Genomic DNA, 25,655 nt, shown 5'->3' with positions numbered 1-25,655 from the left:
CTCTGTTCCAGACTCTCCCCCTTGCCCCCTGCTCCCTGCCTCAAGAGCCTACCACCATGCAAAGTTGTTTTGGCAGATCACTAGGGACTGGGAATTAGGGAAGAGTTTTCCCAATACCCAATCCCCAGTCTCCAGGTTTACGGAGTCGCAAGGAAGTTAGCAGGGGGAGTGCTACGACCATTACGACCAACAGATGGGATTTCTATCAAGGCATCTGTCGCTTTTCCGGTACCGTCGTTGGTGACGGAGATTTCGTTTCCTGGATGTCCATTTGGGATAAACAACTGCGGATGATCGAAGGGTGCTTTTTCGTAACGAACTCGATTGTCAGTTAGCGACTTCAAGAAAGCTACAAGTGCCTCTTTGTTTTCGTCGCTCAGATTCAACACAGGAAGGCGGGGTACATTTGCATTGTCGTCCCCAGCGCCCCGACTGTAGAAATCGACCACTTGCCGCAGGGTCAACATTCCACCATTGTGCATATAGGGAGCAGTCAGTTCCACATTGCGGAGTGTAGGAGCTTTAAAGAGTCCATCTGCTTCCACAGGGCCAGGTGTAATATTAGGTGCTTCACCAAAGACCTCCTGGAACTTTCCTTGTTGAGCTAAACGTGCTTCGGATAAGGGTCGCGATACAGGTAGCCCATCATCAGCCCCCACACCCAGATCTTCAAGCTCTGGTCTGACCCCAATCTTGAAGAAACCTGTGTCTTCGATAGGATTTCCAGGCGCTGGTGAGCGTGTGAGTCGCCCACTGTTGTGGACATTTCTCACTGAAGCAGCAGTGAATTCTGCTCCGCTATGACAAAATATACAAGCATTAGCAGGGTTCTCAAAAATAGCTTTACCCTGTTGCTGCTGAGGAGTTAGGGCGTTAGTGTTTCCTTCTAAGAACTGGTCAATGGGCGCATTGTTAGATACTAATGTGGACTCATACAGTTGAACCGCTAGCCCGAAGAACAGCGAAAAGTTGTACTCCATTTGCGTATACTCTTCAGTAGTGCTTGAGAGATCTGGCAGCAGTACGACTTTCCGGGTATTACCGTTGGCTTTATCAACCTGGATTAACTGGGTAGATTGCCACCACTCTGGTTTGAAGGCTGCTTGGATCATTTGGCTGTAAGTCAGCGTCGTCAGACCCTTTTGAGGTGCTCTGCTGTACTGACCTAGTACACTGTCATCAGGATGGACAATCTGCTTTCCAAGCGGTCTTAAGGGAAGTAACTGTTGAGCGAGTTCTCTAGGAAGAAGCAGCTTCTTGCTCTTGACAATATCGAATATCTTGTCGAGCAACCCAAACCCAAATTTGTCACCAATCTCCTCAAAAGTGCGCCCATCTGCCGACATCTCAAAGGAACTGAGTGGCGGCCCCACTGCTTGGGAAGCTAGAGATGCATTTTTAAGTTGAACGCTGACTGGTTGTAGTGGACTTAAGATGCTTGATGCTTTATAGAGCTTGGCATTGGGGTCTCTCGTCCCAAAGGGATTAACCCCATTGAAGACGTTCTGTGCGCGTCCGTCCCAAAAGTTGCGGAAGTTGAACGCCGCATTAATCACAGTTGGCGTGTTGCGCGGCTCCACGCGACGGGTTTCGATACCTCCCACATTGAATACCGGATCGTCCACAGGAATACCAGGATCGGTATTAACAAACTTGGAATTAAAAACTCCTTGGGAGGAGGTGACATCATTACTGTCCGAGAGAATGGCAGAAAAACGGTTATTTGGGTCTGCCAGTTTGTGGAATGGGTAATCTTCTGGCTTGAGTGTGGAGTTTGGCTGACCGATGCTGAAAGTATTATCGGGATTCGGAGTTTTATCTGCATTCACTCGCAAAATCCCCGGACTAAGCTGGTTTTTAGCTCTGTTATCTGCACCGGCATGGAAGTGGCAACTGGCACAGGAGGTGATGCCATCACTACCAACCTGCATATCCCAAAAAAAAGCCTTTCCCAAAGCGATCGCAGCGGTCTTATCTTTAACGAATTGTCCGAGATTATCAGGCTCTGGAACCGTCACCGTCTTTAGGGAAGCTATAGTTGGCGGTGATACTTGCGCTGATACAGTATGTCCGGCTAAAACGGCGATCGCAACCAATAGTGCGATCGTGGTAGCGCTTTTGATTTTCCTAGATAACCTTGACACCAGATTGGTAAGTCTGGCTAGCGCACCAGCCACATAAGTGGCTCCAAATTGGATTTTCCTCATGTTTTATATGAAGGTTAATTTTATCAAGAGTTGAAGCATTACTACTCCACTCTCAAATCTGAAATTTTGTTGTACTTTCTTACACACAAACTTTAAAATATCAGCTTTTTTATACTAAAGTAAGTAGGTAAGAATAAATCAAACTATGTTACAAAATATAAAAAATTTAAATCGGCTTATACTGAGGATTTTAGCCCTATTTTTTTGACTAAAACAATCAATGCAAACCTTCAATTATTTACACCCACTTTCTCATAGCAATTAAATTTGGAAACGTCCGATTCTACCCAAGTAGTACATGTATATATAACTCCGGGAACCTTTGGCAGTCCCTACCACAAAATGAGAAACAGGAAAAAATAAATAATGAATAAAGTCGTACTAATTTTTTTAAACAAATCAAATAAAAGTTCTATAGTCTCTTTTTAATAGAGAAAAAATCCTCAAATCATGGAATTGTCCTTTCCAAAATCCATATTGTCTTAAAAGCCCTTCCTCCACAAATTGCAAATTACCTAACAATTTGATAGAGGCAGTATTCTCTGGTATAACAAATGCTTCAATGCGATTTAGATCCAACTGGTGAAAACCCCAGTGAATGATAGCTCTTAAGGCTTCTGTCATTATGCCCTTTTTCCAATATTCTCTTGCAAGTTCGTATCCAATTTCTGCCTGGAAACGGTTTTTAATACTATAACCACAGGAACCAATAATTACATTATCTTCTTTTTTAGCTATTCCCCAGCGAATACCTTGTTTATTTCTAAATCGCTCTGCACGACGCTCAATTATAAACTGAATTTGCTCTAAACTAGTGACAGTTTCTAAGTCATGATACTTTGTGACTTAATCATTTGCAAAAATCTGAAAAACTGCTGGCACATCAGCTAGCTTTGTTTCCCGCAAAATTAAATTTTCAGTTGTTAGTTCAGGAAAATTGTTGAAAGCAGTACTGAAGTTTTCCATATTAGTAAATGAGATAGACACAGCTATAGGAGTTACAGATGATTTGTGAAATTTTACATTTAGGCTGTTGACTGTTAACATCTCAAATAGGATTGCTATAGTTGATAAGAAAGTTTTTGCTCTCGATTTCAGTCTCAGCTTTTTTGGCATCTTTTTCAAACCTACTCCAAATAGAACTGCTATGTATAGCAGTTAACAATCAAAAGTCAACCGTCAACATTCCCCCTCACCCAGCAAATCAAAAACAGCCACGATACAAGATCGTGACTGTTAGTATTTATTGATAACTGTTAAAAGCCACCTTCACCGCCAGTTAAAAACTGGTTGTTGACTATGCTTTAGCAAAGTTTTCAGCAGCGAAGTCCCAGTTGACTAAGTTATCTAGGAAATTCTTGATGAAGGCCGGACGGGCGTTTCTGTAGTCAATGTAGTACGCATGTTCCCAAACATCCAAGGTTAAGAGTGCTTTTTGACCATGAGCTAGAGGGTTCTCAGCATTTGGTGTCTTAATCACCTTCAGGGTACCACCATCATCAATCAGCCAAGACCATCCACTACCGAATTGAGTTGCGGCTGCGTTAGAGAACTCTTCTTTGAATTTGTCGAAGCTACCGAAATCTTTCTCAATCTTGGTTGCGAGGTCACCGGTAGGTGTGCCACCACCTGCTGGTTTTAAGGAATTCCAAAAGAAGGTATGGTTCCAAACTTGGGCAGCGTTGTTAAAGATTCCGGTTTTAGAGGAGTCTTTGAAGGAAATTTTGATCACCTCTTCTAGAGACTTATCAGCAAGTTCTGTACCTTCAGTCAGCTTGTTGAGGTTATCTACATAGGCTTTGTGATGCTTGCCATAGTGATACTCGAAAGTTTCAGCTTTCATGCCGTATGGCTCTAGAGCATTAATCTCGAAGGGTAGGGGGGGCTGTACAAATGCCATTGTGTGAAATCCTCTCTTTAGCGGTTTCCAGTTTTAAGCTATTACAGAAGCTTAGAAAATTAGCAGCTTTTATTTTTGGCAGTTTTATGTCTTTTATGATGAAACATAAAACTTAACATCGTCATTCTACTACCAAAGTGAAGAGAAAAACAAAGTACTCCTCTAATAAGTAAAATAAGTCAAACCGCTAGGGAATAATGGCTATAAATAAAAATGGCTAATATTTCATAGCAAAATACAATGTTCCAATCTGATTTGAAAGACATGAACTCAGAAGGATTAGATTTCCAAGTTATGTAACAAGTCGCAGATTTTTTTGTTCGCCAATAATAATTGAGTAGTGGATTCAGTAATTAGCATTTAGTAATTAAAGCTTTGAAACTTCTATCTTTAGTGAGATTAATTAATATGTAAAAAATCAGTCTTAAGCTAGATGATTTTAAATATAAAATAATATCTTGCCTACAATAACTTTTTGCTTAAATTAAACCAAGACAACCAATAATAAAATTATTTAATATTTTGATTTATGGGCTGCCTTTAAGTCCAGTAAATCTTAGGTAATGGCGTGTCAAGGCTAAAGCCTTAAAGCATCGTGATCGTGAAAGTCAGGACTTACGCAAAAATCGCCAAAAAGCTTTATTTATCGTAGACGCTTTGCGGCTTGCCGTTCGCCCTTGGCGTTCCCGAAGGGTAGGCTACCGCCAAGACAGACGCCTTCTCTACGAGAAGCGTCTCGTTCGCTCTTAGCGTCTCTTAGAGAAGAGAAGAACGCCAAGGATTCGTAGAGTGTGCGTAAGTCCTAAAAGTGTTAAGGGCTTTAATCTTGGCTGTTGACCGTTGACTGTAAACAGTGTGATATTTTTTATTTAGAAGTTCTTAAGGGAACTCCAAGAAATAAATTCTTCAATGTTGTTGTGGGGTGGGTGTCTCACCCGCCCCATAAAAGTTAATTGGATATTTTTTTATTTGGAAGTTCTTAACATACCCTACAGGAATTTTCTGAACAAGTAGAGAAGAAGGCAAGTTAATAACCAGAGGAATTTCTTCAAGGTTGCTCCTTGGCTCTTTGCCTTCTTCAGTAGCTAGCACTCAGTCAGATAAGCGTTGGTGGTAGTAGTTAACGATTTGTGCGGTGACTTGAGATACGTCTAGACCATCAGTTTGAACTTCGATCGCATCTGCCGCTTTTTGCAAAGGAGAAATTTTACGCGTACTATCTTTCCAGTCGCGTTCGGCAATGTCCCGTTCGAGCTGTTCTAAACTCACTTGCGCTTGACCAAGTTTTTGAAAATCTTGCTGGCGACGACGTGCGCGTTCGCTAACAGAAGCGGTTAAGAAAATTTTCACTTCCGCATCGGGGAACACATGAGTACCAATGTCCCGGCCTTCAGCTACTAAACCGCCTTTTTTACCCCAGCTTTGCTGTTGTTTAACCAGTGCTTGACGTACAGCGCTTTGTGCAGCGATCGCAGATACTTGAGAGGTGACCTCAACTGTGCGAATTGCTTGGGTCACATCAATACCGTTAATCCAAACCCGCACGGGAAATTGTAAATCCTGGGTGGGAGTAAGTTGAATTTGACATCGGCTAGCTAATTCGGCGATGGCACACTCATCATTAATCGCAATACCCTTTTGCAGTACCAACCAAGTCACAGCGCGGTACATTGCTCCTGAATCCAAATACACTAAATTCAGCTTTGCTGCTACTTGACGCGCCACTGTAGATTTTCCAGCACCGGCTGGGCCATCAATGGCGATGATGGGTTGACGATCGCGCAAAATAATATTATCAATCAAACGTGTAGAACCCAAACGTGCTGCGATCGCCAGCATTCCTTCCTCCTGAACTTTATCTAAAGACATCAACGTAGTCGGTTCAACCAATTCAATATATTCCACTGAAAGCGTGCTGACCATTGTCAGTTCTTGCTGTACTATAGCTATCAACTTGCTGCCATCGCGAAGTCCTTGGCGAAATGCAGCTTCAGCTTTTTGCAAGCCACGATACAGCACCGCTGCTTGCTCTTTTTCTGTTGCAGTCAAATAATGATTACGAGAACTCAAGGCAAGACCCGATGCTTCCCGTACTGTTGGACAAGCAACAATTTCCACTGGCAAATTTAAATCAGCTACTAGCCCCTTAATAATTGCCAGTTGCTGACCATCCTTTTGGCCGAAGTAGGCTCGGTCAGGCTGTACCAAGTTGAAAAGCTTGGTCACAATCGTAGCGACACCCTGAAAGTGACCCAGCCGAGAACGACCACACAAGCCTGTTATCATAGCAGATGGGGGGATAACTTGTGTAACCTTTGATTCTTGTATACTTTTCTGGGGTACTGCCATCTCTTCCGGAGTTGGCGCGAAAATTGCATCTACCCCAGCTTGTTCGCAAAGCTGTCGATCTTGCTCTAAAGTCCGCGGATAACGTTCGTAATCCTCATTGGGGCCAAATTGCAAGGGATTGACGAAAATACTGACAATCACCCTGGAATTTTCTTGCCGCGCCCGTTGAATCAAGCTTAAATGGCCTTGATGCAAATTCCCCATTGTCGGCACCAGACCGACTGCCGTCTGATGCCAGCCACTTATCTCATCTAGTGCCAGATTTTCTGGAATCGCAATCAGCTTGTTTTCCAAGCAGGGTTTAGTTAAATAGCAGCGTAAAGCCGCAACTGTTGTCAACAGGCGCACAAAAATACCCCTAGTTCTCTCATCCCTCCCCCGTTAGTTTATATCTGAAATAGAGGAGATGGTTGAACTAGAGGAATTAAGTATGGGCATTGGGCATTGGGCATTGGGCATTGGGCATTGGGCATTGGGCATTGGGCATTGGGGATAGAAAAACTTTTTTTCCAGCCCCTATTGCCTATTGCCTATTGCCTTTATCTCCCTAAGACCTCAACATGCACTGGTGCAACGCCACTACCCATCATTCCCAAAATTCGAGCGGCACCAGCGGACAAGTCAATGATTCGACCCCGAATATAGGGGCCTCGGTCATTAATCCGCACCACTACAGAACGACCATTGCGGGTGTTGGTCACACGGACTTGTGTACCAAAAGGTAAGCTACGATGGGCGGCAGTCATTCCTTCTGGGTTGAACCTCTGGCCGCTAGCAGTACGGTTGCCGGAACCGTCATAGCCGTAATAAGAAGCTATGCCTCTGAAGGCAGCTCGGACTCCGCCGACCGCAATCTCCTGCGGTAGCTTGCGTATTGATACTGGCTGACGCGCTGGCATGTTTGCAACTTCGCTTAAGGGTGATGCATTGCCTAGTAGTCTCCGCAAGCGATTGGTTGCTTGCAATGCATCTTGCGCTAGATTGTTGGTGCTATCTGCTAGCCGCGTGCCTTGATTGATTTCTACTAATTCTTCGCCGTTAACTTTGATTGTATAGCGATCGCCAGATCCCGGTTCTACAGGCAGGCTCTTGCTTTGGGGAAGATTTGCAACTTTAGATTCCCCCGCTGCTTTCCAACTTACAGTAATCTGACTCGCGTCTACATTTTCCCGGTTCAGCTGGTTAATTTTAGCTGCTATTACACCAGCTATCTCAACCGGATCGTTGTCAACAGAATTAATCTGATTATTTGCTCCGGCTGCATTTCCAATACTCGCCGATGAAGGTGAGTTGCTAGCAATAAGGGCGTATGATTGTACGCCCTCTGCTTCGTTTATTGCACCAACTTTTTTAGTCTCAACACTTGTATCTGATACAGAACTCAAAAAGGTGAGAACGGGAATATTTTTGATATAAAGAGTTGCCGCCTTACGTCCTCCAATGTTGTAAGGATGAATTCGTGTAATCACAGCATCCGAGGTTTGCTCCCCTGCTCCTGATTTGTACTCTCCCACTTTCACCACATCAGATGCAGGCAATCTTGGGGAAGCTAGCGCATTTCCCTTGGTGGTTTGAGTACAACCGACTGAAGGTATTCCCAAAACAGTCAGAGACAGAGCAACAATTGTCCAGAAATGTCTTTGATTCATGCGTCCAATTTTAAAGCGACTGTAGAACTTAAGAGAACTTAAGTCTTATAATTCCTGGGATTTTCACTAGTAAATACGTGAATTCCCTTCCTAAAAACTCGAACTCGTTCCGCTTTCACTTTTTATTTTGTAACTGCAACAGACTAGCATGAACCTTTTGGCTTGGGGATCAGGGTTTTACCGTAATTCTTGACAAGTTTATCCAAAACAAATTGGTATTTTCAAGGTGAAACCTTGCTCGAATGCGGATTTTGACTATGTAACGTTTTTTCCGACAAGCCAAAATTTTCTTAATAAAACTTTACATTTTTTGGTTGCTCAACTCATAGCACCTTGTCCACATAAGTTTCTAAGGCTCACATTCATGTGTGTATTTTATATCACATCATTTTGTACGTTTTTCCTTACATATCTAATATAAGTTTAATTAAAAGGCATCGGTATAAATACTCAAAAATTCTTATTTAATTAAATCTTAAGATTTTCCTAGAAATACTCTGTTGTGGGAGTTAGAGATAAAACCATCGTGGAAATCAGTTGAAGTGTATTATCTTTTTTTTGAAGTATTTTCTAGCTTAATTAACCATGATTTGTATTATTCATAACTAGGTTAAACTTAGTAATTTATATAACTTACTGTAGCAGTATTACTGTGTATAAAAAAAAGGATAATACGCAAGCGAACCTTTTTTGCGTTTAATGATAAAAAAATTAGAAAAGTTTAGCGATCGCTTCTAGATATATTTTTGATTGTAATAAAAAGCACAATTGATATTTTGAGGTCTAAGTATGTTTCTAGAATAAGGAGTAGGCAATGGGCAGTAGAGAAAGATTAATTACCTCTACCTTAAGGTATACATTATTTTTTCGCGCAATCAGCCTAAATTGCTATATGTGTAGCAAGTATTTCGTAAAATGCTATCAGCTTCGTAGCAAACCAAGTAAATTTAGGAGATTTAGAAATAGACTCGTCATCATTATTAACTGTTCTCAACGACTTGCATTCCCAGTACAAGTCATTGGGCGAGGGTGCAGTAGCGAAGTACATTCCGGAACTGGCAAAGGTAAACCCGGACTTGTTTAGTATTTGCATTGCTACGGTAGATGGTCAAATTCACAAAGTTGGGGACTGGGAGCAGTTCTTTACCATTCAGTCGATTTCTAAAGTATTTGCTTATGGACTTGCCTTAGAAGATCATGGGCGGGATTACATATTGACAAGAGTTGGCGTCGAACCGACGGGGGATGCATTCAACGCGATTATTTTGGATGAGCAATCGAAGCGACCTTATAACCCAATGGTAAACGCTGGAGCGATCGCCACTACTAGCTTAATCAAAGGATCTGGCCCCACCGAACGCCTCAACCGGATGCTGGAGATGTTCCGACGATATATTGGTCGCGATGTGTTCGTTGACATGTCAGTTTTTACCTCAGAACGCAGTACCGGACATCGCAACCGCGCAATGGCACACTTAATGCTCAACTTTGGGATGATAGACCAAAACATTGAACAAGCGTTGGATCTTTATTTTCAGCAGTGTGCTGTGCTGGTGAATTGCCAAGATTTAGCAGTGATGGCGGCCACTCTAGCTAACAAAGGTATTAACCCCATCACCAAAGAACGGGCAGTAGATAAGCCTTATATCAAAGATATTCTCAGTGTGATGTACACCTGCGGGATGTACAACTTTGCCGGTGAGTGGGCTTACAAAATTGGTATTCCGGCAAAAAGCGGAATTTGTGGCGGCATTATCGCCGTTGTACCCAATCAGATGGGCATTGGAGTTTTTTCACCACCGCTGGATGTGCGTGGTAATAGTGTACGGGGGGTAAAAGTATGTGAAGAACTTTCCCAACGCTTAGGGCTACATCTATTTGAATGCCAAGGAAAAGACTAGCAGCTTCGGCTTGAGTTTTTAGGTTTTAAAGCAGAAAGCCCACCAGCTAAACCTTGAAATTCCTAAAAAATTTCAAGGTTTAACGTCCTTTAGCGGTGAGATGAATGTGTAGCGCCTAAAGGCGCAGTCTATCTTGTCTTTTGGTTAGCAATATATTTTTTGATTGTTTCACTATAAGCATCTTTCGGATGTCCGGGTTTAGCATCGAGAAAAGGTTCAGATTCGCTACTTTTCAAATAAGTCGGGAATTTTATTATTGATAAATTATCAACAGGACTTACGCATAGGTCACGGAAAACGTAGACGCGGAGCGGCTTGCCGCAGGCTACCACAGAGAACACAGAGAACACAGAGGAATAAGAGTTAGAGAGTTTTTTTGCGTAAGTCCTAATTAAGTAATAATTTAGGATTACCTTTGAGTTTTCAAATTATTTCTGTAGGTAGGCAATAATCAATAAAGCTTTTTAAGTTGTAGCTGGCTTCGCAAAAATCAAAGAGGAGTCCAATAGTAACAAAATGGCAATAAATAATATTATTTGCCTTGAGAACAACTATTATATAAACGCATTAGTCTAGAAGGAGTGCTGAATTTCGAGTTCTGAGTGCTGAGTGGAACCTCCTAACTTTAGTTAGAGGATTGAACAAGGAACTTGTTTGTTTAGTAAAAGTACCCCATGAGGGTACTGTGCATACTCCACAGACTAAAGTGAAAATAGAGAGTAGAAAATTTTCTTGCGAAAAGACACCAGGGACACAGGATTAGATTGGTTTTTCTGCTTTTTTCAATCATTGGAGTTTAAGCTACTGTTTGCCATCACTTAGTTTCAAAAGGAGAATATCTTGGATGGCTCGAAATAAAAAGAAATCAGCTAGGTTTAAGCATGAGCATCCACTTTACTCTAGATGCCCAATTTGTTGTATTGTCCCACCGCACATGCTAGAAAATGTCGTGGTGAATGGGAACCCTGAGCAAAGGAATTGGGCTTTCCGTACATTAAATCTTTCGGCACAGCTTCGCGGACGGCGGGACGTTATAGGTAGTGTTTCCTTTGCGCCTTCTCCTGGTGAGAAGCGCCGCACTATTTACGATGCCAAAACTGGGCAACAACTTCCTGGTACGCTGGTGCGTGGTGAAGGCGATCCTCCTAGCAGCGATGCAGCAGTGAATGAAGCCTATGATGCTGCTGGTGCTACTTATGACTTGTTTTATGAGATATTCGATCGCAATTCCATTGATGACAAGGGTCTGCGTTTAGACTCCACTGTGCATTATGGCGTCAAATACGATAACGCCTTTTGGAACGGCGACCAAATGGTTTATGGTGACGGTGACGGAGAACTGTTTCAACGCTTTACAATCTCAATTGATGTGATTGGGCATGAGTTAGCTCATGGTGTAACTCAGTATGAAGCGGGTTTACAGTATTATGGCGAACCAGGGGCACTGAATGAATCGTTTTCTGATGTCTTTGGTGCCTTAGTGAAACAAAAGACTAAAAATCAAACTGCACAAGAAGCAGATTGGATTATTGGCGAAGGTCTTTTAGTACCCACTGTCAAAGGTGTTGGTATCCGTTCCATGAAAGCACCGGGAACCGCATACGATGACCCAGTACTAGGTAAAGACCCCCAACCAGGGCATATGAAAGATAAATATACTGGCGTTGAAGATAACGCTGGGGTGCATATCAACTCAGGAATTCCTAACCGGGCCTTTTATCTAGCGGCTGTTGAAATTGGCGGCTATGCTTGGGAAAGCGCTGGTAAAATTTGGTACATAGCTTTACGCGATCGCCTGCGTGCCAAAGCAGATTTTAAAAAAGCTGCCAACGTCACCATTCAAATTGCTGGCGAACTCTACGGTAATGACAGTCACGAGCAGAAAGCCGTGCAGAACGCTTGGCAAAAGGTAGGGGTTATCTAGAGTTAGGAGTTAAGAGTGAGGAGTGAGGAGTTGAAAAAACTCACAATTTGCAACTCCTAACCCTTACCTGTTAACTCCAAACTCCTAACTCTTAACTCCAAACTCTTAACTCCTAACTCTTAACTCTTAACTTCTAACTTTTTGTTGTTGCTAAACTGGGAGGTGAGAATTCTCATCTTCCAGTCTTTGCATTTCTCCCACTCAGTAGCACAACGGAGAGCGAAAAAATGCGGATATCGTTTGAACGCACGGGCGGCTTTGCTGGAATTACGAAGAAAACAACGGTTGATACGGCCGAACTTCCAGCAAACGAAGCTAAAACCCTTCTCCAACTAGTAGAAGCTGCTGATTTATTTAGGTTACCAGAACGAATTACCTCGCCTAATCCCCAGAGCGATCGCTTTCAATATAAATTAACAGTGGAAGATAACGGTAAGCAGCATACGGTGACTGTTAGCGAAGCAGCATTGCCAGGAACTTTAAGACCCCTGATTGAATGGTTACAAACAATAGCACAAAAAAGGTAATTTGCTCAATTAGCAAGTGAATTTTTAGTAAAAAATCCAGTCAGTACCAATTTTTTGATACAAATACTGTACCAGAAAAACAGGATTGGCGAGTAATTGGAATGCCAGATGATGTAGCATTTGGAAGTAGGCGATCGCTAACCTGGCATGACTGTGGTGCATCCACTTCAAAAGTAGTTTTACCACCTCAGTTTGAGGCACCTTCTGGCTTCTTTACTGCTGATTTAGAAATTTTTGTATTGAGGGGTGCAATTCAATTAGGTGAGTGGCAATTAAACAAGCATGGCTACTCTTTTATTCCCGCAGGTGTGAAAATTGGGCCTTGGAAAGTGGTAGGCAATGAAGAAGTTGAAATTTTATGGATGGAGAATGGCCCAGTCAAATTAGAGTATAAAAATGTATTCAATAATCATCCGCTTGCTAAAGTAAAGGATTTTATTCCAGCATTGGATAGCAAATTACCACCGTGGAGCAAGACAGATACAGTTCAATTTGAGGTGTCTAAAAAAAAGTACCTCAGAAAAGATAGTAACGGCGGTGGAGTATGGTTGCTATCTTGCCACATTATGATGGCAGATATCCAATGATTCAATCTTATAATGAAGAAGCATATTGCTTGGCTGGATACTGCGATATAGGAGATTTTCGATTTGTAAAGCATTGGTTTGGCTATGTTCCTACCTTTACAACTGCTCCTTGGCACAGAACAGATGACGGTTGCTTATTCTTTATCCGAGTTGATAGGGATTTGTCAAAGCTTGGAACAGTATTATCATATCCACACCAATAAAAATCAATTCAACCCGTTTTTAATTCCTCTTTTTTCTTTCTTTGCGTACTTTGCGTACTTTGCGGTTCGTTCCTTAAAACCCTCAAAATTAACGCGATGAACCACTAGAATATCTTTTTAAATACCGTCCAATGGGTGAACCTAGAACCTCTCCATTGTTGTAAATCAAATTTCCCCGCAAAAAGGTACTTTTTACCCTTCCAGTTAACTCCATCCCTTCAAAAGGTGTATAACCTTGCTGTGATTCTGACTCCGCTGCATTTACCACAAAACTTTCATTTTGGTCTAGCAATACCAAATCAGCATCATAGCCAATAGCGATGTCGCCTTTTTCTAATAAACCAAAGCGCCGCGATGGGTTCCAAGATAGCAACTTAGCCATTTGGTTGTAAGACATTCCCCGCTTACTACCTTCACTAAAGACACCAGAAAGTAAATATTCTGTACCGCCAAAACCAGATTTTGCTAACCAAATATTATTCGGATTTTTAGCACTTATTTTTTGTTCGGCGGAACAACAAGCGTGGTCGCTAACTATCCAATCTACTTGATTGTTAAGTACTGATTCCCATAAGTATTCTACATCGGCACGGGGACGAATTGGTGGGTTTACTTTTGCCCAAATTGTATTAGGAGTATCAACATCTAATAGCAAATGTCCCGCAGTAACTTCTCGGCGAAAATTGATGTGAGGAAAAGCAGTTTGCATAGTCAAAGCTGCTTCCATTGCCTTACGCGAACTCAGGTGCAATAAATTAATATTTACACAATTAGTTTCATGGGCCAAATAAGAAGCAATGCAAATTGCTAAACCCTCAGAATGGGGAGGACGCGCTGCACTGTAAGCGTGTAGTCCGCTAAGACTAGAGTCATTTTCAACTATTTTGGTATAAGCATTAAGAATTTCTGCAACTTCGCAATGCAAACTTAAACTAATAGTATCTCGCGCTTGTGGATGTTTTTCCATCAAACGAGTTAGACCGCGCATAATAAATTCAAAATGGGCGAAATCGTAGCGTTCTTCTTTATTAATCATCAAAAACAAATTTTGCTGGTCTGACAAACCATGCAACCCATAGCCGCCATAAAACATGAAGATTTTAAACGAAGATATACCATGTTCTTCAAACAATAAAGGTATTTCATCAATATGCTGCCTAGCTATAGGTGCAATGTGATAGCTGTAATCAACAAAGAAATTGCCTGCGGATAACGCTAAAACTTCTGGGAAAAAATCTTGATAAGAACCGCCTTTATTGAGATAATATTGCCCTGTACGAATGTAATTTAAGCTAGTAGTCACGCCTCCCATCGCTGCTGCTTTGCTTTCAGTTACAGCATCTTTGTCGAGGGGTTGATAAATTCCGATGTGCATGTGGGCATCCACGACCCCAGGAAAGCCCAGCAAGTTTTTGGCATCAAAGACTTCTTTAGCAGTGTCTGGGCTAATATGAGAAACAATCTGAGCAAATTTCCCATCTTTAATTCCTAAATCAAGTAATTTGATAGCATCATCATGGGGACGAACTACCCGCACATTTTTGATAACTCTATCTAATAGAGAAGCTTCAGACACAGTAGACCTCACACTAAAATGAGTTTAGTTAGGAATTTCCACATCGTAGCGGGACGCAGACTAAATCCCATCAAGATGTAACAGTTTTTTATGAAATCATCTTCAGGAGTAAAGACAATGGAAAGTTTTAATGAATATCATTTAGATCCAGAGCAATTTACTTTCCTCAAAAGTTTCCAAGACAACTGGCAAATAATTAGAGATGAATTGAAATACTTTATTAAAAATGCATCTGACGAAGAATTAAAATTTACTTACGATGTTCTCGGCCCTAAAAATAAAACTATTAAAACCAAGGGTAATTCTAAATACAGTGCTTTTGGTATTTTCTTTCAAGGTCTTTTTATTGAAAAATATATCAAAATGCATCAAATCCAATATCCTGATTTCGCGTCAGAGGAGGCATCAGCAAAAGCACTGCTATTAAGAGAAAAATATTTTCCAAATTTGGCTCAGGTAATAGAAAAAATTAACCTTGATCATGATGAAATTATCAGAAATGCGTATTTTGGTACATTTCATCCAGGCTTAGATATCAAGCTACATGTGAACTATAATCCTCACATGAATCGTGGCTATTTAGGACTAATTGTACCAGAGGGAGATGTGGCTATGAAAATCTGCCACGAACAGCTTTATTGGCATGAAGGAAAAATTATGGTTTTAGATCATAGCTATCCACACTGTCCGCATAATTACACTGATTACGATCGCACTGTTTTGGTTATAGACTTTTTTAAACCGGATCGACCGAGAGAAGAAGTGATGCAATTTGAAAAAGAGCAAGTTACACAACGCATGGAAGATAATCCTTACAGCTTGGGTGTCTTTGGTAAAAGCGATAAAGCTGAAGTAGAAGATTTTATCAAGTATGGTTTAGCTCATCAATTAGAGTGGGATAAAGCTTTATAATGCTATAGCAGAGGAAAGGCAATAGGCAATGTTGAAGTGTAATACTTTGCTTAAATTGCTATAAACTATTTCTTGTAGGATGGGCGTCTAGCCCGTCCGAATAATTGGGCGGGCTAGAAAGCTTATCCTACAAATTATAGGAATTTATCTCTTGGAGTTATCTTGCTGAATATGCGTAGCGATCGCTTCTAAATAATCTTACTGTAATGATTGCGATCGCCTGTTAATTTGTGGCCAATTCACCACGTTCCACCAATTATTTAAATAGTCAGCACGACGGTTGCGATATTTCAAATAATAAGCGTGTTCCCATACATCATTGCCCATAATCGGATAGAAACCATCCATAATTGGATTATCTTGATTGGCTGTAGTCACAATTTGCAGTTGATTTTGTGGGTTACGTACTAGCCAAACCCAACCACTACCGAAACGAGCTGCACCAGCCGCGTTAAACTCTTTCTTAAAGGCATCAAAACTGCCAAAAGTTTTGTTAATTTCTTGAGCGATCGCTCCTGTTGGTTGTCCTCCACCTTGGGGACTCATTAGTTGCCAAAAAATTGTATGATTGAGGTGACCACCAGCATTATTACGCACTTTTGTCCGAATATTTTCAGGTACGCTGTTCAAATCTAATAGTAAACTTTCAACACTCCTTTTTTGCAAGTTTGGATACTGCTTCAATGCATCATTTAAGTTGTTGACATAGCTAGCATGATGGGCGCTATGATGCAATTTCATTGTCTCAGCATCAATAGCTTTTGTTAGCGCGCCATAAGCATAAGGTAATGGTGGTAATTTTGCTGGATAAGCGCTCAATGCTCTATTAGGATAAGCTACAGAAAGAAGCGATCTATCAGTTGTTGTTGGTGTTGTAGGTTGGGCTTCAGCTATGGGTACTGGATTGTAAGAGTTTAGCAGAATTGGCAGCACAATTGTTGTGAGAACACAAATTATTGTTTCTCGCCAAAATCTTATCATAAGTTATTACCTCAAAATAAATATTAGTAATTTGTCATCTAATGATTGAGTCTTGTTTTACAGCCCAATCAATCTAGATATATGTCTTATATCATAAATCTGCTTAATTACTGAGCAAAAAAGCTCTTTTTATCTGCACATCTTATATCAAGTTACGATAATCACTTACTATTCAAAACTCTCTCTATCCTTGCGCCACTTGCAACGATAACTCTTTAACCTAACCTGATAGTAAAATCACCGTCTTTTTTTTACCCAACAAGATAAAAGATGGTTAATTTTAATTATTTAATTTATTTGTTTATTCAAAATTACTGTTTTAAAACCATCAATTTTTATAGCCAAAGGTAATCTAGAAACAATCAAAAAGCTGATATTTATAATTAACCAAGTGAGGATAATGTCAAACATAGATTACTTCTCCAATTATTTGGATGACTGGATCAGTTCACCCTCAAATCAGCTTAAGTAATATTTATAACCACAAATTAACTTAGTGTAATGTCCAGCAGAGTTTTAGAAAATTATTATGCAAATTTTACCATAAAAGTATTTACATTTTACGTCTATTGTATAATTTATTCCCTTGGATATATAGCTGTAAATTATAAGCAAAACTCCTGGCAGATATAGGTAAAATTTTATTTTGGTAAACCTATAATTAAAACCTTGTAAATCTTGCGTTTTTACATTTATCTGATGTACTTAAAACGATTACAGAGTTTTAAGTTAACTAAAACACAAGATATAAATTTAGCCCGTCAACACACTTAGTTACTTAATTTTTTAATATGTAAATCTTTGAACATAGACAACATAGAGGATTTTTGCACCAAGACTTTATAAGTCAGACTTTCTAAAAGTTAAGCATTAAAGACGAGAGCAACAGGTAAATAATATGTATGATAGTAAAATCCTGCAAATAACTGTAGCACCCAATACAAATTTAGATGGCGTAATCCAGAGTGAAGTTAGAAACGAGCAAAAACCAACGAATCAATTGACTATTCCTGATATAGCTATATCTTTATCGCCCCTTGGTTTTATCATCGGTTGGGTAGTTTTTTTGCTAGTGTTGCAAAAAATTAGATCGTTTTTAGATCCTAAGATGGTTTTTCCCACTAATACTTCACACAAACTTCCTTGTAAAAACTGTCGATTTTATTCAAATAATAATTATATCAAATGTGCAGTAAAACCTTCTATCGTTCTAACGCCAGAAGCGATGAATTGCTCGGAATATTCACCAATTAACAAGAGATTTGGTTCCAAGAAATTTCTGTGAGTGTAAGAATATTCATTAAATGTACATAAGCTGTAGGTGAACGCAGCCGAAACTCGGTGCAGCGCAGTCAACAAGGAGAAGAATTAGTCCCAAATGTATGGTTTCAAGCCACTATTATTTATTTTGGTATCAATATTCTGTGTGGAATGATTGTTTATTGTCATCAACCAAAGAAGGCTTTACTCGATTTAGATTGAGCTTTACCCCAAAATGCTTAACCCGAACTCAGTTTATAGCAATTATTTATGAAGATGCATAGAAAAAAACCCACCGCCTGCGGCATCTCCCTTTACTAAGGGGAGGTTGGGAGGGATCAAAATAATGTGAAGGTACACATTATTTTGGTATTAGTTATTTTCCCCAGCCCCTAATCCCTTTACCCCGAATTTCTCATGCATAGGTGGGGAGTGCGGGGAGTGTGGGGGGTGTGGGGAGTGTGGGGGGTGTGGGGAGTGTGGGGAGTGTGGGGAGTGCGGGGAGTGTGGGGAGAAAGAGAATTAATGCTTCCCCATCCTCCCACACCTCCCACACCTCCCACACCCCCGGATTTCTCACTTGTGAGAAATCCGGGTTTACCTCCCTAGCTTCAAACCCCTTTCCATCAGCATTTGAAGTTCGACATTTTCAACATTTGGTATCGCTTCTAAGCGAGAAATTCCAGCGATCGCATCGGCAATATTACCAGATTTGGGACGCAACCAGGCAGCCTGGGGCGCATAGGCGAGACTTTGCTCTATCTCGTAACCTGCTCGATTGATGGCTTCGTGCTGAGATTCCACATCAACACCTTCAGCAAAACGAATGAAAACCAGCCCAGTTGGCACAGCGAGGGAACCATTGGGTTCTAGTGTATAAACTGGACTCAATGGATTTTTTTCAGATTGATTGGGTTCGCCGGAAAAAATTGCGTAGGCGTAGCCCGTCGTAGATATCGCTCCTTCATTAAGTTGTAAAATTGCTCCTGGAGCCACCTTGTCGGGTTGATTGTAGCGTATTGCATAGTACCCAGGGTGACGAGTGTAGGATACAGCAGAGCGATTGCTACCAACGTAAATTTGTTGGGGATACTCAGAAAAGTAATCTTTTTGGAATCTCACTTCAGCAATCGGGGGTAGAGAATATATTGTCAAAAAATACTCGGCGGGAAAATAAATCATTTTTCTTAAGTTCTAATGATGTTATAGCGTTTTTTAGTGGCATAAAATACAAATCTTTCCTACAGCTGCACAAATATAGTGAAGATTCGTAAATAAACCTGAGTTTCCATCCCTTCTTTTCTGGAAAGAGGAATTCAAGATTTGTATGAACTTAGAGAAATTAAATTCTGTTTAAGCTATATCTTTTTTTGCCTTAATCCAGATATAACACATGAAATCGATAAGAAAGATGAGGGAGTGAGGGAGACAAATCAATTCAAAATTCTCTCTTGGAAAGTCTGAGCGCCGGCTTCCAGCGCTCAGACTTTCCGCAAAACTCAAAATTCTTGCATTAAAAAACTTCTGCCTCCAATGCCCCATGCCCCATGCCCCATGCCCAATAAATAGTAGGAGATTAAATTATGGTTGAAGTTCGTTATGGTGGTGAAAATGGTCAACGTTATGAACTTGCTATTAGTGATGAACACATTGTAGTTCGTACCGAAAACCGCAGCCCTTTGATAGGTCAAAGACCCTTTGAAGTTGCACCTGTATCTATTGCAGCTCGTAGCATCCTTAATCAATTCGAGTTAACAGCCCGGTTTCGACAAGCGGGTGTAGAAATTCTGCGTGCAAAAGTTCCGACTCAAGGGGTAGCTCTGCGCGATCGCGCCAGGGCTATTCTGAATGAAGAACCTAAAGTTGAATTTGCAGGGCGCGTTCTCGTCGATCCCAGATCCCAAGAACCTGTAATCTATACCGAAAACCTCTTCGTTAAATTCGATAATCGCCAAGATTCAGCGGCGTGTGAGGAAGTTTTAGGACGTTATAACTTAACAATCAAACGCAAACTTGAGTATGCCCGCAATGCTTATTTTGTCAGCGCACCTGCCAATACTGGTTTAGCCATCTTTGACATTGCCGAGAGGCTTCTAAACGAGCAATCAGTTGAGTTGTGTCATCCCGAACTAGTGCGTGAATTACGCCCACGTCAAGCTTTCCCCCAGCAGTGGCATCTTAAACAAACAACAATTAATGGTAAAGCGATCGATGCCCATGCCAACGTTGAGGCAGCTTGGAAATTGAGCGATGGCACAGGAACAATTATTGCAATTATCGACGATGGTGTGGATCTCGATCATGAAGAATTCCGTTCTTCTGGAAAAATTGTGGCCCCGCGTGATGTCACACGTAAAACTAACGATCCCAGACCAGGAAACGATGATAACCACGGCACATCTTGTGCTGGAGTAGCTTGTGCAAACGGTAACTTTGGTGCATCTGGTGTCGCCCCTGGTGCAAAACTGATGCCGATTCGTTTAGCTTCAGCATTGGGTTCGCAAAACGAAGCTGATGGCTTTGTTTGGGCAGCTCAAAATGGTGCCGATGTGATTTCTTGTAGCTGGGGGCCAGCAGACGGTGTTTGGTTTGAACCAAACGATCCTTTACACAACCAAAAAGTGCCTCTACCTGACTCTACAAGACTAGCGATCGATTTTGCAATTAATAAAGGACGTAACGGCAAAGGCTGTGTAGTTTTGTTTGCTGCTGGTAATGGTAACGAAAGCGTGGATAACGACGGCTACGCCAGCTACCAAAATGTGATTGCTGTGGCAGCTTGTAACGATTACGGCACAAAAAGTGCTTATAGCGACTTTGGTAAAGCAATCTGGTGCGCCTTCCCTAGCAATAACGGTGATGCTTCTCAAACTCCCGGAATTTGGACAACCGATCGCTCTGGTGCAGTTGGCTATAACTCTGGTAACGTAAATTTGGGTGACACCGCAGGCCACTACACAAATGAATTCGGTGGAACTTCTAGCGCTTGTCCGGGTGCAGCAGGTGTAGCAGCCTTAATCATTGCCAGAAACCCAAATCTGCGTTGGGATGAAGTACGAGACATCATTAAACGCTCTTGCGATCGCATCGATCAAGTCGGAGGTAAATATGATGCCAACGGTCGCAGTCCCTTGTACGGTTACGGTCGAATCAATGCTCTCAAAGCTGTGGAATTAGCCAAGCCAAATCAACCATCACCGGTGGGCATATTCCAAGCAGTGCAAGATGTACCAATTGCCGACTTGCAAACATCAAAATTACCATTGGCGATCGCAAATACCAACCTCATCAAATCTATCAAAGTTACCGTAGACATCGAGCATACTTACATCGCTGACCTCATAGTTACTCTCAATCCCCCAGCCCAAACAAGCGTATCTCCGATAATTCTCCACGATCGCCTGGGTGGATCTTCAGATAACATCAAAACAACCTATGACGAAGTGAACACCCCCAAACTTGCCGCCTTTAAAGGTAAAAATCCCCAAGGAACTTGGACGCTGGAAGTACAAGATAAAGCCAACCTAGATACAGGAAAAATTCGCAGCTTCACCATAGAAATTGCATTTTAAGCCAATACGCTTGGGTTAAGGATAATTCTAAGCCCAAAACCCTCATGTAGAGACGCGATTTATCGCGTCTTCAAGATTATTTAGTTGCCAGACAGTGCAGCGAGTCGTTGAAATGCCGATGGTGCTGGACTATTGAGCAAGTGCTGGCGTATCACCTCAGCACACTCACCAGGACTTAACAACGAAGTATCGACTTCAAGGTCATAGATGCCGGGGATGTGGACTTCACGTTGCCATAACTCAACCGCATTTGGCCCTAGAGAGTCGGCTGCATTTACCGCCTTCCACCCGGTGTTTTGTCGCCTTTCGATAATTATCTCAATGGGGCAGCGAACGCCTACAAACAAGACAGGCAAGCCCTTTAAACGTTGGGCACTATCGGTCAAAATGCCCCGCTTGATTGCATATCCGTCATGGTGTCCCACATCAACCACAACATTCAATCCCAAGCGACTGTGGGCGGCGATGGATTCATACATAGCGCTGTACAGAATCGGAACTAGGGGTTCGATGTCTTGGCGTTCTCCCCCTGGCCGCAGACCGATTCCTGGCAGATATCGCGCGGGAGTCATTTGCATAAATCTATCGACACCCAAGTTCATCCATACACCATCAAACATTTCTTGGATCGCTTCGACAATGCTTGACTTCCCCGATCGCGGTGTACCATTCAAGATAATAATCTGTCCTAGCTCCTGTGTTTGTCCCACGATCGCTCCTCGCATCCTTTTCTAGTATGTTTAATTGCCAGTAATTAAAAAAGTTTTCTTCTACCCAACAATAACTCAAGAAAAATGAGGAGTGGGGAGTGGGGAAATGAGGAGATGGGGCGAAGAAGGGCTAAGGGGCAGGGGGAGATGGGGAAGTGTGGGGAGTGTGGAGAGAGAGGGGAGAGAGGGGGATGGGGGAGTGTGGGGAGAGAGGGGGGAAAGATTTTTTCACCATCCTCCCACACCTCCCACACCTCCCACACCTCCCACACTCACTTTTTGCCCCATGCCCCATACCCAGCATGAATTAACTTTGGGTAACAGTCTCCTTCGCCAAAAACTTCTCTAATTCTGTCAACGCATCAGCATCAACTTTAGTTTGCATTGGGCAGAATTTCGGGCCGCACATGGAACAAAACTCAGCAGTTTTATAAATGTCTGCTGGCAGAGTTTCATCATGATATTCCTTAGCTCTTTCGGGGTCGAGTGCTAATTCAAACTGACGGTTCCAATCGAAGTTGTAACGGGCTTTGGAAAGTTCATCGTCTCTGTCCCTTGCACCAGGGCGATGTCTAGCAATATCGGCTGCGTGAGCTGCTATCTTGTAGGCAATCAACCCATTCCGCACATCTTCAGCATTTGGTAATCCCAAATGTTCTTTTGGTGTTACATAGCACAACATTGCTGTACCGTACCACCCCGCCATCGCAGCGCCGATCGCTGAGGTAATATGGTCATAGCCAGGAGCAATATCTGTTACCAATGGCCCCAACACATAGAAAGGTGCTTCAGAACACTCTTCCATTTGTTTGCGGACGTTGAATTCAATTTGATCCATTGGTACGTGTCCAGGCCCTTCCACCATCACCTGTACATCATGTTCCCAGGCTTTGCGGGTTAGCTGTCCCAAGGTTTTCAATTCAGCTAATTGTGCTGCATCCGAGGCATCATGGGTGCAGCCAGGACGCAGGGAATCTCCTAAACTGAAGGAGACATCGTATTTTTTGAAAATCTCAATGATGTCTCGGAAATGGGTGTAAAGTGGGTTTTGTTTGTGGTGATGTAACATCCACCGTGCTAAGATACCGCCACCGCGAGAAACAATACCAGTGATCCTGTCTCTTACCAAAGGCAAATGTTCAATCAAAATCCCAGCGTGGATGGTTTGGTAGTCTACTCCTTGCTGGGCATGTTTTTCGATGACATGAAGAAAGTCATCAGCAGTCAGCTTTTCAATTGTGCCGTGGACACTTTCTAAAGCTTGGTAAACTGGCACCGTACCAATGGGAACCGGGGAAGCTTTGATAATGGCGGTGCGAATTTCATCCAAATTTCCGCCACCTGTAGACAAGTCCATCACAGTATCAGCACCGTACTTCACCGATAGATTCAGCTTATCCACTTCTTCTTGAAGATTGGAAGAATTAGGTGAAGCGCCGATATTAGCATTTACCTTACATTTAGAAGCGATGCCGATACACATCGGCTCTAGGTTAGTGTGATTAATGTTAGCTGGGATAATCATTCTTCCCCGCGCTACTTCCTCACGAATGAGGTCAGCAGGCAGATTTTCCCGTTGGGCGACGTAGTGCATTTCTTCGGTGATAACACCTTGGCGTGCATAATGCATTTGAGATACATTACTTTGCCCACGCCGCTTAGCAACCCATTCTGTTCTCATATTGAATTCCTCAGTAAACAGCTTCCCTCCGCTGGTATTACCCAGACTCAGGTGTTAAGGGTGTAATCTCAGCCTGATGATGTAGGCACCCCTAGCATGGTTGTTGATTGTAGCACCTTGGTTATGGTTGGGATCTAACGCGTTAACATTTCCTGAGGTGATAAGTAGGAGGCAGGGGGCAGGGGGCAGGAGGCAGGGGGCAGGAGGCAGGGGGCAGGAGGCAGGGGGCAGGAGGCAGGGGGCAGGAGGCAGGGGGCAGGGAGCAGGAGGTAAAAACCAGATTTAATAATATGGATTGATGCATTTAAGATCCTCACAGCCAAAACCTTGAGTCATCATTGCAGATAGCTGTTGAGAAACTTGACTCTCAAGGTTTAATTCTCGCAGAATTTGTTCATAGGCTTGTCCTTGGGCTATCCGCTTTGCCATTTCCTCAAACTGTAGCCAAGTCAAATCACTCTCAACAAATGCTTTGGCAAGGGTAATTACCAGTTCTTCATAATCATTGTCTTCCATTTTTGTCATCATTCGGTGTTCAATGTGAAGCGAATCATCGAAACAGTAATACCAGGATTTCGGTTGCTGCTTAACTACCCTTCGGAAAAATTCTTGATGTTTGGAGCGACTAACAGCAGTATCCGCTTCACTACATACCATTAAAACAGGGGCACAAACACAGCTTTGAGCCTTTTCTAAAACCTCCTCTCCCAATTGAAGAAATATCCGTAACGCCTTTAGACGAAAACCTTTATAACCAAAATTGCCAGGTGCGTCTTTGTTGAACCATTCAAAGTAAATTGGCAGGATTTTGATAAGTCGATCGAATAGCGAGTAACGGCTACCGAAAAAAGGCGCGAACAATAAAGTACGGTCAATTTCTAGAGGATGCTCTAAACCTAACCAAGCAGCTAAAGTCCCACCTGATGATAATCCACCAATTACAACTTGTTCTCCTAATGTTTTTGCAATCTGCAACCATTCGAGGAGAAATTGTTGATATATCTGAATATCTGTTGGTAGCGGTGGAGGATTTTGACGGCTCCAGTTGCCTGAACGCCCATGACCGGGTTGTAAAGGAATTAAAACGTTATATCCTTTGTTAAAGAAGGCTTTACCAAGCGGCTCAAACTGGTAAGGGCCTGCTGTAAAACCATGCAAAAACAAAAAAACTTTTGATGTGAAATCGGGGTGAATCAAAAATTTAGAACGGCAGGCTTCATTTTTGAGACCCACTGTCGATTCTAATTGGTGAACTTGCTCCAAGATTTCTACTGTTTTTTGAATGCCAATTTTCATTTATCGCTAAACCACAAACTTTTGTAAACAACGCAACCAGCGCAGAAATTAAAAAGTCTGGTCAAATGTTCATCATAGCAAGGTAAATGAAAGTCTCGGTTATTTCGGATAATTTAGCACTCACGAGTTCAAAGGGGATGGTTGTTTTAAGTGCGTTAATTACTTAAATTAGTAAACAATTTACCCAAATGAGAAAGCAAAAGTTAATCTTACTTAAGAAAAACACTAAAATCAGAAAGCAAAAGTTAATCTTACTTAAAAAAACACTAAAATCACAAAGCAAAAGTTAATTTTACCTAAGAAAAGCACTAAAATCAGAAAGCAAACTGGAATTTGAGAAAGCAAAAGTTATTTTTACTTAAGAAAAGCACTAAAATCAGAAAGCAAACTGGAATTTGAGAAAGCATTTTCAGAAAATGA

At 41.9% G+C, this 25,655-nt stretch carries 17 protein-coding genes, 2 pseudogenes and 1 riboswitch; of the genes and pseudogenes, 7 read left to right on the top strand and 12 right to left on the bottom strand.

Features of this window, described 5'->3' with window-relative positions; all coding sequences use genetic code 11:
- Positions 1-137: 137 nt before the first annotated feature.
- The 5 genes and pseudogenes from H6H03_RS02870 to H6H03_RS02850 all read right to left on the bottom strand — a co-directional run bounded on the left by H6H03_RS02870 (position 138) and on the right by H6H03_RS02850 (position 8,105).
- A complete protein-coding gene (locus H6H03_RS02870) occupies positions 138-2,207 on the bottom strand; it encodes a cytochrome-c peroxidase (protein WP_190953635.1) in 2,070 nt (689 codons plus the stop codon).
- Positions 2,208-2,606: 399 nt separating this feature from the next.
- Positions 2,607-3,035 (bottom strand): annotated as a pseudogene (locus tag H6H03_RS40070) (GNAT family N-acetyltransferase); the annotation flags it as partial.
- 469 nt (positions 3,036-3,504) lie between these two features.
- Positions 3,505-4,107, bottom strand: a complete 603-nt coding sequence (locus H6H03_RS02860; RefSeq protein ID WP_190953634.1) for a superoxide dismutase [Fe] — start codon at positions 4,105-4,107, stop codon at positions 3,505-3,507.
- A 1,092-nt stretch (positions 4,108-5,199) separates the two neighbouring features.
- A complete protein-coding gene (locus H6H03_RS02855; protein WP_190953633.1) occupies positions 5,200-6,804 on the bottom strand; it encodes a bifunctional pantoate--beta-alanine ligase/(d)CMP kinase in 1,605 nt (534 codons plus the stop codon).
- A 191-nt stretch (positions 6,805-6,995) separates the two neighbouring features.
- The gene (locus H6H03_RS02850; RefSeq protein WP_190953632.1) at positions 6,996-8,105 is read right to left on the bottom strand and encodes a septal ring lytic transglycosylase RlpA family protein; all 1,110 of its coding nucleotides are present in this window, start codon (positions 8,103-8,105) and stop codon (positions 6,996-6,998) included.
- A 920-nt stretch (positions 8,106-9,025) separates the two neighbouring features.
- Here H6H03_RS02850 and glsA point away from each other — a divergent pair.
- From glsA to H6H03_RS02830, 4 genes and pseudogenes are all read left to right on the top strand, one after another.
- On the top strand, positions 9,026-10,006 hold the full coding sequence (gene glsA, locus H6H03_RS02845; RefSeq protein WP_190953816.1) for a glutaminase A: 981 nt from the start codon (positions 9,026-9,028) through the stop codon (positions 10,004-10,006).
- 844 nt (positions 10,007-10,850) lie between these two features.
- The gene (locus H6H03_RS02840; RefSeq protein WP_190953631.1) at positions 10,851-11,930 is read left to right on the top strand and encodes a M4 family metallopeptidase; all 1,080 of its coding nucleotides are present in this window, start codon (positions 10,851-10,853) and stop codon (positions 11,928-11,930) included.
- A gap of 227 nt (positions 11,931-12,157) precedes the next feature.
- Positions 12,158-12,457 carry a protealysin inhibitor emfourin gene (locus H6H03_RS02835; protein WP_190953630.1) on the top strand — a complete coding sequence of 100 codons (300 nt, stop codon included), beginning with the start codon at positions 12,158-12,160 and terminating at the stop codon, positions 12,455-12,457.
- A 41-nt stretch (positions 12,458-12,498) separates the two neighbouring features.
- Positions 12,499-13,247, top strand: a pseudogene (locus tag H6H03_RS02830) (DUF4437 domain-containing protein); the annotation flags it as partial.
- Between the two features lie 88 nt (positions 13,248-13,335).
- Here the strand turns inward: H6H03_RS02830 and H6H03_RS02825 are convergent.
- Positions 13,336-14,823: an amidohydrolase family protein gene (locus tag H6H03_RS02825; protein WP_190953629.1), complete on the bottom strand. Its 1,488-nt coding sequence runs from the start codon at positions 14,821-14,823 to the stop codon at positions 13,336-13,338.
- 117 nt (positions 14,824-14,940) lie between these two features.
- Between H6H03_RS02825 and H6H03_RS02820 the strand changes: the two genes are divergently transcribed.
- A complete protein-coding gene (locus H6H03_RS02820) occupies positions 14,941-15,735 on the top strand; it encodes an aspartyl/asparaginyl beta-hydroxylase domain-containing protein (protein ID WP_190953815.1) in 795 nt (264 codons plus the stop codon).
- Positions 15,736-15,933: 198 nt separating this feature from the next.
- Here the strand turns inward: H6H03_RS02820 and H6H03_RS02815 are convergent, their stop codons facing one another.
- The gene (locus H6H03_RS02815; RefSeq protein ID WP_190953628.1) at positions 15,934-16,716 is read right to left on the bottom strand and encodes a superoxide dismutase; all 783 of its coding nucleotides are present in this window, start codon (positions 16,714-16,716) and stop codon (positions 15,934-15,936) included.
- An 898-nt stretch (positions 16,717-17,614) separates the two neighbouring features.
- On the opposite strand from H6H03_RS02815, the gene H6H03_RS02810 reads away from it, so the two are divergent.
- Positions 17,615-18,001 carry a hypothetical protein gene (locus tag H6H03_RS02810; protein WP_190953627.1) on the top strand — a complete coding sequence of 129 codons (387 nt, stop codon included), beginning with the start codon at positions 17,615-17,617 and terminating at the stop codon, positions 17,999-18,001.
- Between the two features lie 376 nt (positions 18,002-18,377).
- On the opposite strand, the gene H6H03_RS02805 is transcribed toward H6H03_RS02810, so the two are convergent.
- The gene (locus H6H03_RS02805; protein WP_190953626.1) at positions 18,378-18,539 is read right to left on the bottom strand and encodes a hypothetical protein; all 162 of its coding nucleotides are present in this window, start codon (positions 18,537-18,539) and stop codon (positions 18,378-18,380) included.
- A gap of 34 nt (positions 18,540-18,573) precedes the next feature.
- Positions 18,574-19,158 (bottom strand): hypothetical protein, encoded by a 585-nt coding sequence (locus H6H03_RS02800; protein WP_190953625.1) that lies wholly within the window; start codon positions 19,156-19,158, stop codon positions 18,574-18,576.
- Positions 19,159-19,559: 401 nt separating this feature from the next.
- Here H6H03_RS02800 and H6H03_RS02795 point away from each other — a divergent pair, with 401 nt between their 5' ends.
- Positions 19,560-21,548, top strand: coding sequence for a S8 family serine peptidase (locus H6H03_RS02795; RefSeq protein ID WP_190953624.1), 1,989 nt, complete (start codon positions 19,560-19,562; stop codon positions 21,546-21,548).
- Positions 21,549-21,628: 80 nt separating this feature from the next.
- On the opposite strand, the gene H6H03_RS02790 is transcribed toward H6H03_RS02795, so the two are convergent.
- The 3 genes from H6H03_RS02790 to H6H03_RS02780 all read right to left on the bottom strand — a co-directional run bounded on the left by H6H03_RS02790 (position 21,629) and on the right by H6H03_RS02780 (position 25,235).
- A complete protein-coding gene (locus tag H6H03_RS02790) occupies positions 21,629-22,258 on the bottom strand; it encodes a chloramphenicol phosphotransferase CPT family protein (protein WP_199338698.1) in 630 nt (209 codons plus the stop codon).
- Positions 22,259-22,565: 307 nt separating this feature from the next.
- Positions 22,566-23,939, bottom strand: a complete 1,374-nt coding sequence (gene thiC / locus H6H03_RS02785; RefSeq protein ID WP_190953622.1) for a phosphomethylpyrimidine synthase — start codon at positions 23,937-23,939, stop codon at positions 22,566-22,568.
- 6 nt (positions 23,940-23,945) lie between these two features.
- A riboswitch (TPP riboswitch) is annotated at positions 23,946-24,042 on the bottom strand.
- Between the two features lie 179 nt (positions 24,043-24,221).
- Positions 24,222-25,235, bottom strand: coding sequence for an alpha/beta hydrolase (locus H6H03_RS02780; RefSeq protein ID WP_190953621.1), 1,014 nt, complete (start codon positions 25,233-25,235; stop codon positions 24,222-24,224).
- Positions 25,236-25,655 lie beyond the last annotated feature (420 nt).

This window comes from Nostoc paludosum FACHB-159 (assembly GCF_014698835.1).
GTDB lineage: Bacteria > Cyanobacteriota > Cyanobacteriia > Cyanobacteriales > Nostocaceae > Nostoc > Nostoc paludosum.
The sequence above is the reverse complement of the archived record's forward strand: the minus strand, read 5'-3'. Positions and strand labels throughout refer to the sequence as shown.

Coding starts and splice junctions, on each gene's coding strand:
- H6H03_RS02820 (WP_190953815.1), top strand. CDS start 14,941: ATGGAAAGTTTTAATGAATATCATTTAGATCCAGAGCAATTTACTTTC.
- H6H03_RS02780 (WP_190953621.1), bottom strand. CDS start 25,235: ATGAAAATTGGCATTCAAAAAACAGTAGAAATCTTGGAGCAAGTTCAC.
- H6H03_RS02860 (WP_190953634.1), bottom strand. CDS start 4,107: ATGGCATTTGTACAGCCCCCCCTACCCTTCGAGATTAATGCTCTAGAG.
- H6H03_RS02850 (WP_190953632.1), bottom strand. CDS start 8,105: ATGAATCAAAGACATTTCTGGACAATTGTTGCTCTGTCTCTGACTGTT.
- H6H03_RS02840 (WP_190953631.1), top strand. CDS start 10,851: ATGGCTCGAAATAAAAAGAAATCAGCTAGGTTTAAGCATGAGCATCCA.
- H6H03_RS02870 (WP_190953635.1), bottom strand. CDS start 2,207: ATGAGGAAAATCCAATTTGGAGCCACTTATGTGGCTGGTGCGCTAGCC.
- H6H03_RS02815 (WP_190953628.1), bottom strand. CDS start 16,716: ATGATAAGATTTTGGCGAGAAACAATAATTTGTGTTCTCACAACAATT.
- H6H03_RS02795 (WP_190953624.1), top strand. CDS start 19,560: ATGGTTGAAGTTCGTTATGGTGGTGAAAATGGTCAACGTTATGAACTT.
- H6H03_RS02800 (WP_190953625.1), bottom strand. CDS start 19,158: ATGATTTATTTTCCCGCCGAGTATTTTTTGACAATATATTCTCTACCC.
- H6H03_RS02835 (WP_190953630.1), top strand. CDS start 12,158: ATGCGGATATCGTTTGAACGCACGGGCGGCTTTGCTGGAATTACGAAG.
- thiC (WP_190953622.1), bottom strand. CDS start 23,939: ATGAGAACAGAATGGGTTGCTAAGCGGCGTGGGCAAAGTAATGTATCT.
- H6H03_RS02810 (WP_190953627.1), top strand. CDS start 17,615: ATGTATGATAGTAAAATCCTGCAAATAACTGTAGCACCCAATACAAAT.